The 17,218-nt window shown below is 65.3% G+C and carries 16 protein-coding genes; 11 read left to right on the plus strand and 5 right to left on the minus strand.

Features of this window, described 5'->3' with window-relative positions:
* Positions 1-46: 46 nt before the first annotated feature.
* A complete protein-coding gene (locus ACIQXM_RS14340; protein ID WP_400932637.1) occupies positions 47-1,213 on the minus strand; it encodes an acetyl-CoA C-acetyltransferase in 1,167 nt (388 codons plus the stop codon).
* A 299-nt stretch (positions 1,214-1,512) separates the two neighbouring features.
* On the opposite strand from ACIQXM_RS14340, the gene ACIQXM_RS14345 reads away from it, so the two are divergent.
* The 6 genes from ACIQXM_RS14345 to ACIQXM_RS14370 all read left to right on the plus strand — a co-directional run bounded on the left by ACIQXM_RS14345 (position 1,513) and on the right by ACIQXM_RS14370 (position 7,475).
* A complete protein-coding gene (locus tag ACIQXM_RS14345; RefSeq protein WP_400932985.1) occupies positions 1,513-3,093 on the plus strand; it encodes a peptide chain release factor 3 in 1,581 nt (526 codons plus the stop codon).
* 47 nt (positions 3,094-3,140) lie between these two features.
* A complete protein-coding gene (locus tag ACIQXM_RS14350) occupies positions 3,141-3,524 on the plus strand; it encodes a VOC family protein (protein WP_400932639.1) in 384 nt (127 codons plus the stop codon).
* Positions 3,525-3,639: 115 nt separating this feature from the next.
* Positions 3,640-3,960 carry a hypothetical protein gene (locus ACIQXM_RS14355; RefSeq protein WP_400932641.1) on the plus strand — a complete coding sequence of 107 codons (321 nt, stop codon included), beginning with the start codon at positions 3,640-3,642 and terminating at the stop codon, positions 3,958-3,960.
* 179 nt (positions 3,961-4,139) lie between these two features.
* Positions 4,140-5,531 (plus strand): DUF6421 family protein, encoded by a 1,392-nt coding sequence (locus ACIQXM_RS14360; protein ID WP_400932643.1) that lies wholly within the window; start codon positions 4,140-4,142, stop codon positions 5,529-5,531.
* Positions 5,532-6,302 carry an SDR family NAD(P)-dependent oxidoreductase gene (locus tag ACIQXM_RS14365; RefSeq protein ID WP_400932645.1) on the plus strand — a complete coding sequence of 257 codons (771 nt, stop codon included), beginning with the start codon at positions 5,532-5,534 and terminating at the stop codon, positions 6,300-6,302. It begins immediately after the preceding gene.
* Positions 6,303-6,383: 81 nt separating this feature from the next.
* The gene (locus ACIQXM_RS14370; RefSeq protein ID WP_400932647.1) at positions 6,384-7,475 is read left to right on the plus strand and encodes a threonine aldolase family protein; all 1,092 of its coding nucleotides are present in this window, start codon (positions 6,384-6,386) and stop codon (positions 7,473-7,475) included.
* A gap of 91 nt (positions 7,476-7,566) precedes the next feature.
* Here ACIQXM_RS14370 and solA read toward each other — a convergent pair whose 3' ends face one another.
* Complete coding sequence (solA, locus tag ACIQXM_RS14375) at positions 7,567-8,742, minus strand: N-methyl-L-tryptophan oxidase (protein WP_400932649.1); 1,176 nt, start codon at positions 8,740-8,742, stop codon at positions 7,567-7,569.
* A 203-nt stretch (positions 8,743-8,945) separates the two neighbouring features.
* Between solA and ACIQXM_RS14380 the strand changes: the two genes are divergently transcribed.
* From ACIQXM_RS14380 to ACIQXM_RS14395, 4 genes are all read left to right on the plus strand, one after another.
* Positions 8,946-9,575 (plus strand): DUF3000 domain-containing protein, encoded by a 630-nt coding sequence (locus ACIQXM_RS14380; protein WP_400932987.1) that lies wholly within the window; start codon positions 8,946-8,948, stop codon positions 9,573-9,575.
* Positions 9,576-9,688: 113 nt separating this feature from the next.
* The gene (locus tag ACIQXM_RS14385; RefSeq protein ID WP_400932651.1) at positions 9,689-10,996 is read left to right on the plus strand and encodes an HRDC domain-containing protein; all 1,308 of its coding nucleotides are present in this window, start codon (positions 9,689-9,691) and stop codon (positions 10,994-10,996) included.
* Between the two features lie 82 nt (positions 10,997-11,078).
* Positions 11,079-11,510 carry a GNAT family N-acetyltransferase gene (locus ACIQXM_RS14390; RefSeq protein ID WP_400932653.1) on the plus strand — a complete coding sequence of 144 codons (432 nt, stop codon included), beginning with the start codon at positions 11,079-11,081 and terminating at the stop codon, positions 11,508-11,510.
* Between the two features lie 8 nt (positions 11,511-11,518).
* A complete protein-coding gene (locus ACIQXM_RS14395; protein WP_400932655.1) occupies positions 11,519-12,052 on the plus strand; it encodes a hypothetical protein in 534 nt (177 codons plus the stop codon).
* Positions 12,053-12,153: 101 nt separating this feature from the next.
* On the opposite strand, the gene ACIQXM_RS14400 is transcribed toward ACIQXM_RS14395, so the two are convergent.
* On the minus strand, positions 12,154-13,950 hold the full coding sequence (locus tag ACIQXM_RS14400; protein WP_400932657.1) for a bifunctional metallophosphatase/5'-nucleotidase: 1,797 nt from the start codon (positions 13,948-13,950) through the stop codon (positions 12,154-12,156).
* 198 nt (positions 13,951-14,148) lie between these two features.
* Here ACIQXM_RS14400 and ACIQXM_RS14405 point away from each other — a divergent pair, with 198 nt between their 5' ends.
* Positions 14,149-15,972 carry an immune inhibitor A domain-containing protein gene (locus ACIQXM_RS14405; RefSeq protein WP_400932659.1) on the plus strand — a complete coding sequence of 608 codons (1,824 nt, stop codon included), beginning with the start codon at positions 14,149-14,151 and terminating at the stop codon, positions 15,970-15,972.
* Between the two features lie 90 nt (positions 15,973-16,062).
* Here the strand turns inward: ACIQXM_RS14405 and ACIQXM_RS14410 are convergent, their stop codons facing one another.
* The gene (locus ACIQXM_RS14410; protein WP_400932661.1) at positions 16,063-16,647 is read right to left on the minus strand and encodes a GNAT family N-acetyltransferase; all 585 of its coding nucleotides are present in this window, start codon (positions 16,645-16,647) and stop codon (positions 16,063-16,065) included.
* Positions 16,611-17,165 carry a GNAT family N-acetyltransferase gene (locus ACIQXM_RS14415; protein ID WP_400932663.1) on the minus strand — a complete coding sequence of 185 codons (555 nt, stop codon included), beginning with the start codon at positions 17,163-17,165 and terminating at the stop codon, positions 16,611-16,613. The genes ACIQXM_RS14410 and ACIQXM_RS14415 overlap by 37 nt, the downstream gene beginning before the upstream one ends.
* Between the last annotated feature and the right edge of the window lie 53 nt (positions 17,166-17,218).

Below are 17,218 nucleotides of genomic sequence, written 5' to 3' on the forward strand. Positions count from 1 at the left end.
GGGCAAAGGTTCATGCGCACCATACTAACCCCGGCCGGAACCTGCCCTACAGCCGGAAGCCCTCATCGAGGCGTTCAATGATGGTGACGTTGGCCTGGCCGCCGCCCTCGCACATGGTCTGCAAACCGTAACGTCCGCCGGTGCGCTCGAGTTCATGCAGCAGGGTGGTCATGATCCGCGCTCCGGTGGCCCCAATGGGATGCCCCAGCGAAATACCGCCGCCGTTGACATTCACCTTGTCCATGTCCACATCGAGTTCGCGCTGCCAGGCCAGCACAACGGAGGCGAAGGCCTCGTTAATTTCCAGCAGGTCGATGTCGTCGAGGCTCATGCCCGTCCTGCCCAGGGCATGCCGCGTGGCTTCGATGGGCGCGCTGAGCATCATGATGGGATCATCGCCGCGGGCCGAGATGGAATGGATGCGTGCCCGCGGCTTGAGGCCGTACCGGCGCACGGCATCTTCGGACGCGAGCAGCAGCACCGCCGCGGCGTCGGAAATCTGCGATGACGTGGCAGCGGTGAGGCGGCCGCCGTCGGACAGCGGAGCAAGGGACTCGATCTTGGCGCGGTTCGGTTCCCGCGGGCCTTCGTCCGCACTAAGGCCGTTCAGCGGCAGGATCTCCCGGTCAAACCGGCCCTGGGCCTGGGCGGCGAGCGCCCGGACATGGGATTCGACGGCGAAGTCCTCCATCTCGGAGCGCGTCAGGCCCCACTTGTCCACCATCATTTCCGCACCGATGAACTGGGAGACCTGCTGGTCCCCGTAGCGCTCGGCCCAGCCCGCGGACCCGGCGAAGGGATTCGGGAAACCGAGCTCACGGGCAGCGGTGTTGGCATAGCCGATGGGAACTGAGGACATGCTCTGCACGCCGCCGGCCAGGACCAGGTCGCTGGTGCCGCTCATGACGGCCTGCGCCGCATAGGACACTGCCTGCTGTCCGGAACCGCACTGGCGCTCCACCGTGGTGCCGGGCACCCGCTCGGACAGCCCGGCCGCCAGCCAGGAGGTGCGCGCAATGTCCATGGCCTGCGGACCCACCTGGTCGATGACGCCGAGGATGACCTCGTCAAACTCTGCCGAATCGATTCCGGTGCGCCGGACAGTCTCGGCAATCACGTGGGCGGCCATGTCCGCCGGGTGAATGGTGCTCAAACCGCCGTTGCGCCGGCCCACCGGGGTGCGCACTGCGTCGATAATGAATGCTTCAGCCATGGAACAGGCCTTTCGTCGTCGTAAGAGCTGCTGCTTTCCCCCCACAGTAAAGGACGGCGGCGACGGCGGCACCCGACTGCCGGTATGCGTGCCGGCAGTCGGGTGCCGTGAGCTGCGCCGTCGGGCCCCGGCCCCGCACCGGCTAGAATGGAAAGGCTGCCATTACTGGCAGCACCGCCGCGAGTGTCCAACCCCGCGGCCACCTACCCACCACACGTGAAAGCAGCGGAGTGTCCTTACAGGTTCAGCCCACCGTCAGCGCCACCACCAGCCCGGCCGGCAAATCGGCGAATCAGGCCATCGCCCGGGAGTCCTCCCGGCGACGCACCTTCGCGGTGATCTCCCACCCCGACGCCGGTAAGTCCACGCTCACCGAAGCGCTGGCGCTGCACGCCCGCGTGATCGGCACCGCCGGTGCCACCAACGGCAAGGAGAACCGCCGCGAGACGGTTTCCGACTGGATGCAGATGGAAAAGGACCGCGGCATCTCGATCAGCTCGACGGCCCTGCAGTTCGCGTACCGCGACACCGTGATCAACCTGCTGGACACTCCGGGCCACGCCGACTTCTCCGAGGACACCTACCGCGTGCTGGCCGCCGTTGACTGCGCCGTCATGCTCGTGGATGCCGCCAAGGGCCTGGAAACCCAGACCATGAAGCTCTTTGAGGTGTGCCGTGCCCGCAACCTGCCGATCATCACCGTGATCAATAAGTGGGACCGTCCCGGGCTGGATCCGCTGGCCCTGATGGATGAAATCACCGAACGCACCGGACTCACCCCCATGCCCCTGACCTGGGCCGTGGGCATCGCCGGCGATTTCCGCGGCGTCTGGGACCTGCAGAAGGACGAATACGTCCACTTTGAACGGCAGAACTCCGGCGCTTCCCTCGCCAAGGAAGAACACCTCAGCCCCGAGGACGCCCTGGCCCGCGAAGGCGACGTGTGGGAGGACTCCCTGGGCGAAGCCGAGCTCGTCATCGACGGCCGCGAGTTTGACCGCGATGCGTTCCTGGCCGCCAAGGCCACTCCCATCCTGTTCTCTTCCGCAGCACTGAACTTCGGCGTAAAGCAGATCCTGGACGCACTGGTGGATCTGGCGCCCTCCGCCGGACCGCGCGAAGACAAGGACGGCGGGCTCCGCCCGGTCGAGGCACCGTTCTCCGGGTTCGTCTTCAAGGTCCAGGCCGGCATGAACAAGGCCCACCGCGACCACGTTGCCTTCATCCGCGTGTGCTCGGGCATCTTTGAGCGCGGCATGGTGGTCACTCACTCCAACACCGGCAAGACATTCGCCACCAAGTACGCCCAGCACCTGTTCGGCCGGGAACGCGAAGTCATCGACCAGGCCTACCCGGGCGACGTCGTCGGGCTGGTGAATGCTTCGGCCCTGCGCGTGGGCGACAGCCTGTATGTGGAGGAGCCGGTGGAGTACCCGCCGATTCCGTTCTTCAGCCCCGAGCACTTCCGCGTGGCCCGGTCCAAGGACCCCAGCCGCTACAAGCAGTTCCGCCGCGGCATCGACCAGCTTGAGCATGAGGGCATCATCCAGGTGCTGCGCTCGGACCGGCGCGGAGACCAGGCGCCGGTGCTGGCCGCCGTCGGCCCCATGCAGTTCGAGGTGGTGGAGGACCGCATGACGCAGGACTTCAACGCCCCCATGCGCTACGAGCAGCTCTCCTATTCACTGGCACGGCTCACCACGCCGGACGCCGCGGAGATCCTCTCCAACGTCCACGGCGCCGAAGTGCTGCAGCGCACCGACGGTGCGTTCCTGGCGCTGTTCAACGACATCTGGGCACTGCGGCGCGTGGAAAAGAACCACCCCGAAGTGTCGCTGAGCGTGATTGGCACCGAATCGCCTAACAGCCGCGGCTACTAGGGCGTGTTGGTAAACGCGGCCTAATTGCTTTTCCATAGCATGAGCCCATGGACAAGGTGGTTTGGTGGGAAGTCGAGACGGCCGATCCGGAGCTCTTTCAGCAGTTTCATGCGGCGCTTTCAGGTTGGTCTTTTGAGCCTGCCTTCGCGGACACGGAGCTGGGTGCGGACTACTGGATAATTCGGGCGGGCGATCGCGGAATTGGCGGGCTTCAGCGGGCCGGCCTATCAGCATCCCCTCCGTCCGCCGGCCCACGATTGTATGTAGCTGTCGATGATCTTGAGGCAGCGCTCAACCATGTTGCAGCCCTCGGCGGCCTGGTAGAGCGATCCCGGGTTGCGTTGGGCGGCGACGATCGGTGGTTCGGCATTTTTCGAGATCCTACCGGGGTGTCCTTCGGCATGTGGACCGAGCACGCAAGGCGGCCGTGAGAGATGGTGCCCCTGACCGGTGCGCCGCACCAATAAGCGCCCTCCCGGTATAGGCTCACTGCCAAGGCCGTGCCATGCCGGCGGGAGGGCGGGAGGGCGGGAGGGCGGGGAACAAATGCGATATCCGAAGCAGTCCGGGGGAACAGTGCTCTTTGTGGCACTGCTGGCGGGCGGTCTCACCGCCTGCAGCCCCGCCGGCGACCTTGAGTTCAGCAACGACGGCCCTGAAGCCGTCACGGTCTCCACCGGAGACCAGGACTTCACCGTCGACGCCGACGGCGGGGTCGTGATCCTGGATTACGGCTGCAGCGAGGACGACATCAGCGTTCGGTTCCCTTCCGGCCAGGAGACCGTGCTCAACGAACAGGTGTGTCCCGGGCAGCAGGTTGTCATCGGGGACGGCACGGTTGATCTGCAGCCCTCTGCCTCCTCTTGAGCAGGTGTGACCCGCAGCACACGTTACGGTCGGGACACTTCCCGGGAACCCCGAGCATAAGAGATGCTTACCTAAGCCCAGAAACAACGTAAGCGTTAGTTTTTCGTGAGTATGCTCTTCGCAATACTTCACTGCCGCTCCACTGCTTCGGGGCGGCCTCCCTCTGGAAGGTCGCAGCCATGTCTGTCCACGCGTTCCCCTCGCTTTCCCGCCCGGATTTTGCCGCCGTTCCTGCCGGCACTGCACCGGAAACCTCCGAGGCCTGGCAGGCGCTGAAGCAGGCCGCCACCGATCTGCAGCCGCTGCAGAACAAGAACGGCTCCGTGGATCCGGAAAACCGCAGCGCAGCGGAAGAGCTCATTTCCGTCCTCGCCGCCGCCGTCCAGGCCCTGGCACCCGCCTTTGAGCACGACGCCGAATACCTGTCTTTGGTGGTCAGCGACCTTGAGCGCTGGGTTGCCGACGGTTTGGGTGAACCTGACTTCCTGGATTCCCTGCTCGCCTTCTCCCCGCAGCTGGACCGGACCGACGGCCTGCAGCACCTGGTCCTCTTCCCCATGTACACCCAGAACGGTTCCACCAACCGCTACGTGGAGGCCGTGTTGATCGAGGTTGTGTGGCCGGAATTCATCGGCGAGCTGGAGGCCGGCGAGTACTCCAACAAGCTCTTCGTGCCGATCCGGTTCCTGGACTTCACGCCCGGCTACGACACCAACTCCGCGGTGCTGTTCCCCGAGTCCGTGGCCGTCCGCGAAACCCCCACTTTCACCTGGGGCGCCATCTTCGCCGACCGGGAGGCCGCCCGCTTCCGCCGCGTCCTGCGCGCCGCAGCAGAGATCACCTCGCTGCAGCTGCCCGCCGATGCCGCTGCACTGCTCGATGACCAGAAGCTGGCCCAGGACACCTTTGTCATGTGGGACCTGATCCATGACCGAACCCACATGCGCGGGGACCTTCCCTTCGATCCGTTCATGATCAAGCAGCGCATGCCGTACTTCCTCTACTCCCTGGAGGAACTTCGCTGCGACCTGACCGCCTTCCGCGAAGCCGTGAAGATCGAAAAGGACGAGGATGCTTCCCCGGAGGCTCGCAAGCATGCCACGCTGGTGCAGTACGCGGTGATCTTTGACCGGATCTTCCGGTTCGCCATTACGGGCAGCCGGGTGCGCAACTACGACGGCCTCGGCGGGCAGCTGCTGTTCGCCTGGATGCACCAGAACCACGTCCTGCACTGGACCGACGGCAAGCTGAGCATCGATTGGGAAGACGTGGCCGACGTCGTTGTCCGCCTGGGTGCGAACATTGAGGAACTGTACTGGCGCTCCATCGACCGGCCGAAGACCGCCCACTGGTTTGCCGCCTACGATCTGGTGTCCGCCACGCTGACGCCCAACCCGGCCTCCGTTTGGGCCAAGGGCCCGGACGCCCTGCCGCTGGACGGTCCGCCGCGCGGGCTCACCGACCAGGTCCTGGATGACGAATTTCCGCTGTCCATGTTCTACGAAGCGCTGTCCAAGAAGATGGCTCCGGTCATCGAGTCCACCTCGGGAATTACAGGGAGTTCAAAGTAAATGAGCACTGAGCCGGCCGCAGGATCTGTCACCTCGTCCTCCGTCCGCGGACGGACAGTCCTCGTGGCCGGCGCCGCCTCGCCCTCCGGCGCAGCGGTCTGCAAGGCACTGGAAGCCGCCGGGGCGAAGGTGGTGGCCGTGGGCCGCGATGCCGCCCGGCTGGAAACCACGCTCTTTGACCTGTTCGATGCGGACCTTCGCACCTGCGATTTATCCCGTCCCGGCGATGTGGACGCACTGTCGCAGGACCTGCAGGAGATCTACGGCGGCGTTGACGGAGTGATCCATCTGGTGGGCGGCTGGCGCGGCGGCGGCGGCATCACGGGACAGAAGGAAGATGACTGGGACTTCCTGCAGACCAACATCCTGCAGACCCTGCGCAACGTCAGCCGCAGCTTCTATGACCAGCTGGCAGCGTCCGACGACGGCCGCCTCGCCATTGTGTCCTCCACCGCCGTGGACTCCCCCACCGCCGGTGGTGCCGGCTACGCGGCAGCCAAGGCCGGGGCCGAGGCCTGGGTCCAGGCCATCGCGCAGGGCTTCCGCCGGGCCCAGTCCGGCGCAAAGGAAAACCCGCAGCCCCAGCATTCGGCCGCCGTCGTCCTCGTGGTGAAGGCCCTGGTGGACGATGCCATGCGGACCGCCGAACCGGACCGGGACTTCAGCACCTACACCGACGTGCACGCCCTGGCCGACGCCGCCGTCGGGCTCTTTGGCCAGGATGCCGCGCAGCTGAACGGACAGCGCATCTCCCTGGTTCCGCAGCTTTGAGCTGCACTGCCTGCGCCGGACCGCCGGCGCACCGGCACGGCACGCACCAAACCGAACACCCCGTAAGAGATACTGGACACTGTGACGAACATTTCCCCCCTGCATGACATATCCATCCGCGCGTTTGCCTCGGACAACTATTCCGGTGTGCACCCCGAAATCCTGGACGCCCTGACCGCTGCCAACCAGGGCCACCAGGTGGCCTACGGCGAAGACGTCTACACGGCCAAGCTGCGCGAGGTCCTGTCCGCGCACTTCGGTGCCCAGATGCGCGCCTTCCCGGTTTTCAACGGCACCGGCGCCAATGTCACCGCCCTGCAGTCGCTGCTGCCGCGCTGGGGCGCCGTCATTTGCGCCTCCACCGCCCACATCAACGTGGACGAGAACGGTGCACCGGAACGGATCGGCGGCATGAAGCTGCTGCAGATCCCCGCTGCGGACGGCAAACTGACGCCTGAACTGATTGACCAGGAGGCCTGGGGCTGGGGAGATGAGCACCGCGCCCAGCCGCTGGCCGTGTCCATCACGCAGTCCACCGAACTCGGCACCCTGTACACCGTTGAGGAAATCACCGCCATCGCCGAGCACTGCCACAAACACGGCATGCTCCTGCACATGGACGGCGCCCGGTTGGGCAACGCCGCCGCGGCGCTCGGCGTGGGCATGGGCGCCATGACCACCGACGCCGGCGTGGACATCCTGTCCCTGGGCGGCACCAAGAACGGCATGATGTACGGCGAGTGCATCGTCTCGCTGAATCCGGAGGCCTCCCCCGGCCTGGATTACCTGCGAAAGATGAACATGCAGCTGGCCTCCAAGATGCGTTTCATTTCCGCCCAGTTCGTCACGCTGTATGAGGATGATCTGTGGCTGCGCTCGGCTTCGCACGCCAACGCGATGGCGCAGCGGCTGCGCGCGGCGGTGGAGAAGATCGACGGCGTGGAGCTCACCCAGCCCACCGAGTCCAACGCCGTGTTCGCGAAGCTCCCGGCAGGAGTTGCCGACCGCCTGCGCTCCGCCTTCCGCTTCTACGACTGGGACCAGGCCACGGGCGAGGTGCGCTGGATGTGCACCTTTGACACTTCCGAGGCCGACGTCGACGCCTTCGCTGAAGCAATTGCCCGCGAGGTTGCTGCGGACCCCGAGGTTTCCGAAGCCGCCTCTCCCCGCTAGGAGGCTGCGGTCCCGGGGCTGCCGTCGCAGTTCCGGGACCGGGGCACCCTGCCCGCTGTTCGAGGCGCCCGCACCTACCTCCAGCTTTCACTTAGACCAGACGGAAAGTATCCGTGAACTCCGGGTCGGTGATAGCCGGCCGGGTGAGGCTGAAGGCCTCAATAGGATGCTCGGTGGTGCCCTGCAGCATCAGGTCAGACATGATCTTTCCGATCAGACTGCTGAACTTGCCGGCGTGGCCCGCACCGTTGAAGACGGCAACGTGGGAATGTCCGGGGAGCGTGTCCAGGACAAAGTTCCGGTCAGCCGGCATGTCGTACACACAGGTTTTGTTGGCCAGCGCCGGTCCAACGGCGTCCGGCAGGTGCTCGGCCAGGAAGGCACGCAGGAGGGCGGCTTCGTCGTCGTCGCCCTCGAATACCCGTTCATTGCTGGAAATGTAGCGGCCGCGCATATCCCGGGCCAGCTTGGTGGCGGCTTCACCGTAAACAGGGAAGCCGTAGAAAGTTTCCGTGTCATGCCAAACCCAGATCGGAAACTTGTCCGGGGTGAACCGGTTCAGGTTCCTGCCGGCGAAGTAGCTCACCTGCTCCTGGGACAGGGTGAGCCGGAAGTTGAGGCCCAGATCAGGCATCAGCTCACCCAGCCAGGACGCGGCGCAGACCACCAGATTGTCTGCGGTGAACGTGCCCTTGGAGGTGACAACGTCGACGTCGGACTCCCGAACCTTGATCCCCTCCACTTTGGTGCGCGGCAGGAACTCCACACCGTTGGAAAGCGCCAGCGACGTGTGCGCTGAGACGGCCCTGCGAATATCCAGCAGCCCGCCGTCCTGCTGATAGATGCCGGTGACGTTGTCCTCAATGCGCCACTGCGGGTAGCGGGTCCGGATTTCCGCGGCGTCCAAGGTTTCATAGGGGATATCCACAGCGTCCATGGCGGCCGTGTAACCGGCAATATCGGCGGCGCCGACGCTGTTGGCCGGCGCCATGTCCAGGCCTCCGGTCCGGTGAACCAGCTTCAGTCCGGAACGTTCCTCCACATGGTCCCAGGCCGCAAACATTGCCGGCGTCAGGGACGTGTAATCGGTGCTGTGATAGGCGTGCCGAATAATACGGGAATGGTCTCCGGAGGATCCCAGCGTATTGATCAGATCAAACTGTTCAAGGACCAGCACACGCTCGGCACCGTTGGCCGAGAGCCAGTAAGCGGTGGCAGCACCAACTGCTCCGGCTCCAATCACAATGTGCGAATATCCCTTTGACACGACTGCTCCTTGACTATTGAGTTCAGGTTTAAGCCTATGTTCCCTGGGGGCTTCTGCCGGAAATGTGAAGTCCTGTGTGAGGGGTGCAGCCCTTCCGCCGGGCCGGGGCCCCTGCCTACGCTGGACAGGTAACGAATGGGTCACGGCGGCGAGCCCGTCCCGTGGTCTGAACCGCGCGCCCGTAGTCTGCGAAGGTGAGTGCAATCGGTGACTTATCACAAGTACCCCCAGACTTCCTGAAAGCCCTCGGTTCCCTGCGGCGTGCACGGTGCCGTCCGGAGCTGCATCTGAACGAGATTCCGGCTCCCGCCCGGCTGGCGCCGTTTGCCGTGTCGCTCGGTGCGGAGATCCTGGCGAGCGGACCGCTTGCGCGCGATGAGGGACTCGGCCACGGCCCGTCCGGGATCGTGATTCCGGAGCAGACCGAACTGGCAACCGGCCGCTTTATCCTCCTGCATGATCCGGAGGGTTCCCCGGTCTGGAACGGCACCTTCCGGATCGTCACCTATATCCGGGCCGAACTTGAACCGGACATGGGCAACGATGAGCTGCTGGGCTCCGTGGCGTGGACCTGGCTTGTGGACGCCCTGCAGGAACACAACGCCGGATACTCCCATGCCGGGGGAACTGCCACCCGCATCCTTTCCGAGAGCTACGGAACCCTGGCCGGCCGCGGCGACGCCATCGACATTGAGCTGCGCGCCTCCTGGACCCCGGATTCTGCTGATGTGCAGGACCATCTGGAAGCCTGGTCGGACATGGTGTGCACCTTTGCCGGGCTGCCTCCCCTGCCCGACGGCGTCACTCCCCTCCCGCGGGTCCGCCGAAGCTAAACCCTGCAGCACCCAACTCCGGTGCCATTCGGGCGCCCAACCCCGCGCAGAACGCCGCCCGCAGGCACCGGCTGTCAGCACGGCACCGCCGGACTCGATAGACTGGACTCCTTATGACCGCGCAGATACCCGGCTCCGCCACGCACCCCTCTTCCGCTGACCACAACGCCGACCCGAACGCTGAGCCCGTAGCGCTCCCGCTGCTGGAGGCACCGAAAGACGGGGTGCCGCTGGTCATCGATACTCCCCGCGGACTGGAACGGGCAGCCAGGGCACTTGCCGCAGGGACCGGTCCTGCCGCCGTCGACGCGGAACGCGCCTCCGGTTTCCGTTACGGCCAGCGTGCCTTCCTGGTCCAGATCCGCCGCGAAGGGTCAGGCACCTGGCTGATTGACCCTGAACCGTTCGACAACCTGGACATCATCAATGATGCGCTGCAGGGCGTGGAGTGGATTCTGCACGCGGCCACCCAGGACCTTCCCTGCCTGTCCGAACTGGGCATGTGGCCGGACAAACTCTTCGACACGGAACTTGCCGCACGGCTGGCGGGCCTGCCGCGCGTGGGCCTGGCCGCCGTCATCGAGAACCTGCTCGGCTTCACCCTGGCCAAGGAACACTCGGCCGCCGACTGGTCCACCCGCCCGCTGCCCGAGCCATGGCTGCGCTACGCGGCCCTGGACGTTGAGGTGCTCGCGGAGCTTCGGGTGGAACTGATCAAGGTGCTCGACGACGCCGGGAAGCTCGCCTTCGCCGAAGAGGAGTTCGAAGCGATCCGCACCGCACCGCCGTCGGCCCCGCGTGTGGACCCGTGGCGCCGCACCAGCGGGATGCACCAGCTGCGTGACCGCCGGCAGCTCGCCGCCGTCCGCGAACTGTGGACCGAACGCGAACACCTGGCGGAAAACCGCGACACTGCGCCGGGACGGCTCATCCCTGATTCCGCGATCGTCGCCGCCGCGCGGGCCATGCCCACCACGGTGCCGCAGCTGCTGGGCACCCCGGGCTTCCACGGCCGCGCTGCGCAGAAGGAAGCACCGCGCTGGATGCGCTGCATCTCGGCCGCCCGGTCCACCAGCGACCTGCCGCCCCTGCACATTCCCACCCACGCGCCGCCGCCTCCGCGGGTCTGGGCCAAGAACGATCCGGCCGCCGCAGCGCGCCTGCAGACGGCCAAGCCGCGTCTGGCCGCGCTTGCCGAAAAGCTGAACCTGCCCATCGAGAATCTCCTGACTCCCGACACCCTACGCCGGGTCGCCTGGCGTCCGCCCGCCCAGATCAACCTGGAGTCCATCAGCGCTGCGCTGCGCGATCTTGGTGCCCGTGAATGGCAGATCGAACAGACGGCTGCCGTGCTCACCGTCGCGTTCCTGGATCCGGATCCGCTGGTGGAGAAGGAAAAGGACACCGCGGCGTCCCGCTAGGACGGTCCCGCCGGCAGTCCCGGCAGGGCAGTCCCGGCAGGGCAGTCCCGGCATCCCGAACCACGCCGCTAGGCTGTGGCCCATGGAACTTGCTTACTCCGACGGATCAGACCTGCCCCTTGCCGCCGTCGTGCGGCTGTATGACGCAGTGGGCTGGAGCGCTTACACCGAAGACCCGCCGAAGCTGGCCGCTGCCCTCGCCGGTTCCACGCTGCTGGCCGTGGCCCGCGACGGGAACGACCTGGCGGGCCTGGCCCGGGTCATCTCCGATGGTCATTCCATCTGTTATCTCCAGGATGTCCTGGTTGATCCGCAGTACCAGCGCACCGGGCTCGGCAGGAGTCTCGTCGAACTCGTTCTGGCGCCCTACGTCCATGTGCGGCAGAAAGTCCTGCTGACGGATACCGACCCGGGGCAAAAGGCCTTCTACGAATCTCTCGGCTACCGGCAGTCGGGCGGCGACGCCGACGACGGCGGGCTGCCGCTGCGGGCATTTGTCCGCTTTGACGCATGAACCATGCCGTGAGGCGGGACGTCCTGGTGATGGTGATCTGGGCGGCAGTGACGGCTGCGTCTTTCCTACTCCTCGGCGACAGCCCAGTGTCATGGGCACTCGCCATTCTCGGGGGCACCACCCTGGGCCAGCTGCGCAGCCAGAGGCAGACCCGCCGGCGCTATGCGGTGCGACACCAGTTCGAGTGCCGGGTCCGGCTGCCGTCCGCTGCCGCACCATCCCGGCGGCGGTGGATGCGCGCACTCGCAACACCCTATCCGGACCGCATCACCCTGCAGCTCCTGGCCGGGAGAACCGCCTCTAGTGATGACCCGGTGGTGGTGCGACCCGAAAACCTTGCGGGCCTGCGCAAAGCCCGCACCGCCGAATTCCTGTTCCGCTTCAGCCCGGCCTGGCGGATTGCTGCCTTCCGGGGAGGTGACGGGGAGGTTTTGGTCGCAGCTCCGTCATCCTTCCTGACTCCCCTCACCGCCTCCTCCTCCTCAAAGCGCGCATCGGAGCACCTGCCGGATACCCCACGCGGCCGCCCGGAGCACGGATAACGGATCCGGAAACTGCAGAAGCCGAAGCGGGCTGAGATCCATCGCCCGCTTCGGCTTCGCTGCTGTCTTCCGGTGTTGACTCCGGGTGTAATCCCCCGGGGTTACTCGAAGACCGGCATGCCGTTGCGTACCAGCTGCCAGTTGTTCTCCACGAAGTCCGCGGGGTTAACCGATCCCTGGGCCACCACGTAATCGATGAGCAGCTGACGGATTTCCGTTTGCTGGTTCACGAGCACCGGAGCATCGGCGATGTACGGGAAGTTCCCGCCGCCGGACTGCCGGTAGTTGTTGGTGGCCACTGCAAACCGCTGGGCCGGGTCCACCGGAGCCCCGTTGAAGCTGAGGTTCTGAATGCGCTGGCCCACCGGCTTGGAGATGTCGATGTCATAGGACACTCCGGACATGATGTCGTAGTTGTAGTCCGGGGTTCCGTTGGCGTTGGTCAGTGTCTCGGGATCCACCGTGGCTCCCGGTGCGGTCTGGACGAAGTACTTGGCCGAATACTCCAGGTACTCCCTCACCTGGGCTCCGGTCATTTCCACTCCGAAGAGGGTATTCGGGAACACGTACAGTCCGGCAAGGTCACGGATGGTGACCGGACCGGCGGGGATTTCGGCGGTGCGGCTGAAGGGCGCCGCGATGGACAGCACCGGCAGGTCCGCGTTGGCTCCGCCGTCGAGCGCGCGGTCCACCGCCTGGGCCTGAACGTAATTCACGAAGTCCATTACCGCAGTGTCCCGGTAGCGGGATTCACGCGCGGGCATGGTTTCGGTGGCAGTGCCAACGGGGGTGTTGACGTAATCGATGACCCGCTGGTGCTGTTCGGCCACCAGCTTGGAGATTTTCGGATCAGCAGCCGCCGTGTTGGCGTTGAGCAGGGACGACGACGCCGCCGTCACGTCCCACTGACCGCGGACCTTGGTCAGCTCAAAGTCCATCACGGACAGGCGCATGCCCCAATTCATCGGCTCGGTGAGCAGCACCTGCTCGCCGGTGGTCTTGTTGGTGACAAAGCGCTCCGGTATTTCCTGATGCGCGTGCCCCACGAGGACGGCGTCAATGCCGGGAACCGTCTCGGCCAGCTGGGTGGACGCGTTCTCCAGAGGAAGCTCACTGCCGTAGGAGGAGGTTCCGGAGGTTCCCGAATGGGAACTGACCACCACAACGTCGGCGCCGCGGGCCTTCATTTCCGGCACGTATTTCTGTGCCTGCTCAACAATTCCGGGGAAGACAAGCTTGCCCTCCACATTGTTCTTGTCCCAAATGGCCACACCGGGGTTCGTGACTCCGAGGATGCCAACCTTGACGGGCTTGTTGCCCTTGGTTTTGACCGTTTTGATGATGTACGGAGTAAATTCGGGCTTGCCCGACTTTGCATCAACCGCGTTGGCACCGAGCAGCGGGAAGTTCAGCTGCTTTTCAAAACCGCGGAGCATGTCCAGCCCGTAGTTGAATTCGTGGTTCCCCAGCGCGGCAGCGTCATAATCCATGGCATTCATGGCCGCAGCCATGGGGTGGATTTCGCCGGTCTCGGTGATCGGTTCCGTGTTGGCAAAGTAATCGGTCAGTGAAGTGCCCTGAATCGTATCGCCGGCATCAATCAGGAGGGTGGATTCCCGCCCGCGGTCGGCGCGGACGGAATTCACCAGGGTGGAGATCTTGGCGAGGCCCACATCATTGTGTGCGGCGTCGTCGTATTCGCCGTCCTTGAAGTAATCCCAGTTCTCCACGTACCCATGCAGATCAGAGGTGCCCAGCACGGTGACGCTGGTCTTTTGATCCTTGCCTGCATGCTCCGGCGGCGCCGCTGCCGCGGGGGTCATGGAAACAAGTGAAACTGCCACGGCGGCGGTGACTGCGGTGGCAGCACCCCGGCGTCGGGCGGATGAAAACAGCAATGTAAACAACTCCTAGTAGTACGTATAAAAGTCCCCCTAGGCACCCTTACAGGTTAAAGGACAATTCCAACAGAGGCGCGTGCCAAATGACCGTAATTTTTGCGGAAATTACTTCCGGAGACACCCCGCGTTTCGCGCTTCAGTTGTGCGGACATACTTTTATTCCACCTCACTTCACACCCGTTCTAAGGGGACCAATTGGTTAAGAAACACGGCAATGCCCGGCAGGCGGCCATACTGGCCGTCAGCGGAGCCCTTCTTCTTTCTCCGGCGACGGCAGCTTTCGCGGCTCCGTCCGCTCCGCCGCCGGCACCTGAAAACAGCAGCTCCTTCGGAGCCCCAAGAGCCGACGGCACCGCTGCCAAAGCCGATGACCGCACGGACACTGCCGAGGAACAGCGGCGCACGCTCAACCAGCAGGCGGTGGAAAAGGTGGTGCGCGGGGAGGCTCCCGTGCAGCAGCGCGGCGGTTCGAAGTCCGTCCAGGTGGCACCCGGGCAGTGGGCCCAGTACGGGCTGGAGGACAGCGACCAGATCCTGTCCTTCCTCATTGATTTCGGCACTCAGGTGGACCCGCGCTTCCCCGCCTCCTCCCCCGGTCCGGTCCACAACCAGATCCCGCAGCCGGACCGCAGCGCTGACAACTCCACGAATTGGCTCCCCGATTTCAGCCGCGACCATTATCAGGACATGTTCTTTGACGCCGAGGGTGAGTCGCTGAAGACCCTCTATGAAGAGATGTCCAGCGGACGCTACACAGTGGACGGCGATGTCAGCGACTGGGTGACGGTCCCCTTCAACTCGGCCAGCTACGGCCAGACCGAAAGCCAGGCGGACATGACCCGCTTTGTCCAGGACGCTGCGGACGCCTGGTATGACGCACAGCTGGCCTCCGGCAAGTCTGCCGCCGACATCGACGCGTACCTGGCCGGTTTCGACAAATGGGACCGCTACGACTACAACAACAACGGAAACTTTGATGAGCCTGACGGCTACATCGACCACTTCCAGGCCATCCATGCCGGCGAAGGTGAAGAAGCCGGGGCACCGGAATCGGCCATCTGGTCACACCGCTGGTCCGTGGGCCAGGCCGGGCGGGGCACGCAGGGCCCTGCCGCCAACCTCTTCGGCGGCATCCGCATCGGCGACTCCAAGGTGTGGATCCGGGATTACACCACCGAACCCGAGAACGGCGGCTTGGGTGTCTTTGCCCACGAGTACGGCCATGACCTCGGCCTGCCCGATCTCTATGACACGGCCGGCGGAGACAACGGCACAGGCTTCTGGACTCTCATGAGCTCCGGTTCCTGGCTTGGCCGCGGCACCGATTCCATCGGGACCACTCCCAACCACATGGGTGCCTGGGAGAAACTGCAGCTGGGCTGGCTGGACTATGACGTAGCCACCGCCGGCGTGAAGTCCACGCACATGCTTGGCCCGTCCTACCACGCCACCAAGAAGCAGCAGGCCCTCGTGGTCAATTTGCCCAAGGATGCCCAGGGCAACGGCCGGTATTACCTCGCGGAGAACCGCCAGTACGTTGGATACGACGCCACGCTGCAGACCGGGCCGTACAACTTCGGCTGGGCCCTGAGCTCTCCTGACCGGGTGGAGCACTTCCCGTACCAGAACGGCCTGCTCGTGACGTACTGGAACGCCGGGCAGCGCAACAACAACACCAGCCAGCACCCCGGCGCAGGACTGGTTCTTCCTGTCGACGCCCGCCCGCAGGCACTGCGGTGGTCCGACGGCGCGGTTGCCCGCAACCGTATCCAGAGTTTCGACGCCACGTTCGGCAAGGAAGCCACTGATCCGCTGAGCCTGCACCGGGAGACCGCTGCCGGCATGACCACCCTCAACGTTCCGTCGCGTCCCGGCATTGCTGTCTTCAACGACAGCAACCCCAACGCCTACTACGACCCCGCCAACCCGCAGGGCAGCGTTCGGGTAGCCGGTTCCGGCACCAGCATCGAGGTCATTCAGAGCAATCCCAAGGGCATGATGACCGTCAAGGTTAAGTAACACCACATCCCGGGGCCATCGGCAGAGGCCCTGAACCGGAAGCCCGGGCGGCAGGTGTCGGAGAGCAGATCTCCGGCACCTGCCGCTTTTTCATGGAGCGGTTCCGGTTCCCGGCGCCGGCGGGCCGCCCACCCACCGTTCCTCGCCGTCGTCGTCCAACCGCCCGGTGGGAGTGAGGCCGAGCTTTCGCGCCACGGCGGCCGAGGCCCGGTTTTCCGGATGAATACAGGCCGCCGCGGACCCGCCTGTACGGGGTAGCAGCCAGCGCAGCATCGCGTTGGCAGCCTCGGCTGCGATTCCCCTGCCCTGGTACGCCTCGCCCACCACCCAGGCGATGTACGACGTCGGCCCCTCACCCTCCGCGACCACGGTGGCCTGGACAAATCCGACCGCAGTGCCCGTTTCCCTAATGATCCAGTTCAGCCACGTCTCGCCGCTGTCGCTGGACGCGCCCACGCACTGGGCAGCGTAGCGGCCGGACAGTTCCTCGACCGTTGGGGCCCGGCCGCCGATGTACCGGTAGATAGCCGTTCCCGCCAGAACAGTGGTCATCTCTCCTGCGTGGTGAACACCCAGCGGCTCCAGCGTCAGACGGGGCGTGGAGATGATTCCGGCCCTCAGGACAGGATCCAGGCCAGTCAAAGGATCCGTTGGAACAGCAGGTGGTCCTGCCACTGCCCGGCAATTTTCAGGTACTGCGGAGCCAGCCCGATCCGCTCGAAACCGGACTTCGCCAGAATCCGCTGGGACGCAGCGTTATGCAGCAGCGTGGCCGCCTGGACGCGGTGCAGGCCGAGCGTTTCCCGCGCGGTGTCGATGACGGCGGCCACTGCTGCGGTGCCCACGCCGCGTCCGGTGCAGGCAGCGTCAATCCAGTAGCCGAGATTGGCGGACAGGAAGGGGCCGCGGACAATCCCGGTCAGGGTGACGGTGCCAATGATCCGCCCGGCCTCGGACAGGATCATCGGCACCTCGCTGTCGGCCTGATGCAGGGCCAGTTTGGCGTCGATCACAGCCTGCTGCCCTTTCGCCGTGAAAAAGGCGTCCGGACGCACCGGCTCCCACGGCGCCAGATGGTCCCGGTTGCGCCGGTAGGCAGCCGCCAGCCGGTCGGCGTCGTCGGAGCTCAGTACGGTGAGCGTGATGCCGTCCAGCAGTGTGGCGGCGGGGAAGTCCTGCGGTTTGGTAAGCACACCACAGCCTAACCCGGCGCCTGCCTGCTAACCCGGAAAGTTACTCCCTGGCC

The sequence above is a fragment of the Arthrobacter sp. NPDC097144 genome (genome assembly GCF_044762205.1).
GTDB lineage: Bacteria > Actinomycetota > Actinomycetes > Actinomycetales > Micrococcaceae > Arthrobacter_B.

Bases quoted from the DNA above. Each gene is read 5' to 3' on its own strand.
- ACIQXM_RS14385 (WP_400932651.1), top strand. From the start codon at position 9,689: ATGACCGCGCAGATACCCGGCTCCGCCACGCACCCCTCTTCCGCTGAC.
- ACIQXM_RS14360 (WP_400932643.1), top strand. From the start codon at position 4,140: ATGTCTGTCCACGCGTTCCCCTCGCTTTCCCGCCCGGATTTTGCCGCC.
- ACIQXM_RS14365 (WP_400932645.1), top strand. From the start codon at position 5,532: ATGAGCACTGAGCCGGCCGCAGGATCTGTCACCTCGTCCTCCGTCCGC.
- ACIQXM_RS14390 (WP_400932653.1), top strand. From the start codon at position 11,079: ATGGAACTTGCTTACTCCGACGGATCAGACCTGCCCCTTGCCGCCGTC.
- ACIQXM_RS14340 (WP_400932637.1), bottom strand. From the start codon at position 1,213: ATGGCTGAAGCATTCATTATCGACGCAGTGCGCACCCCGGTGGGCCGG.
- ACIQXM_RS14350 (WP_400932639.1), top strand. From the start codon at position 3,141: ATGGACAAGGTGGTTTGGTGGGAAGTCGAGACGGCCGATCCGGAGCTC.
- ACIQXM_RS14355 (WP_400932641.1), top strand. From the start codon at position 3,640: ATGCGATATCCGAAGCAGTCCGGGGGAACAGTGCTCTTTGTGGCACTG.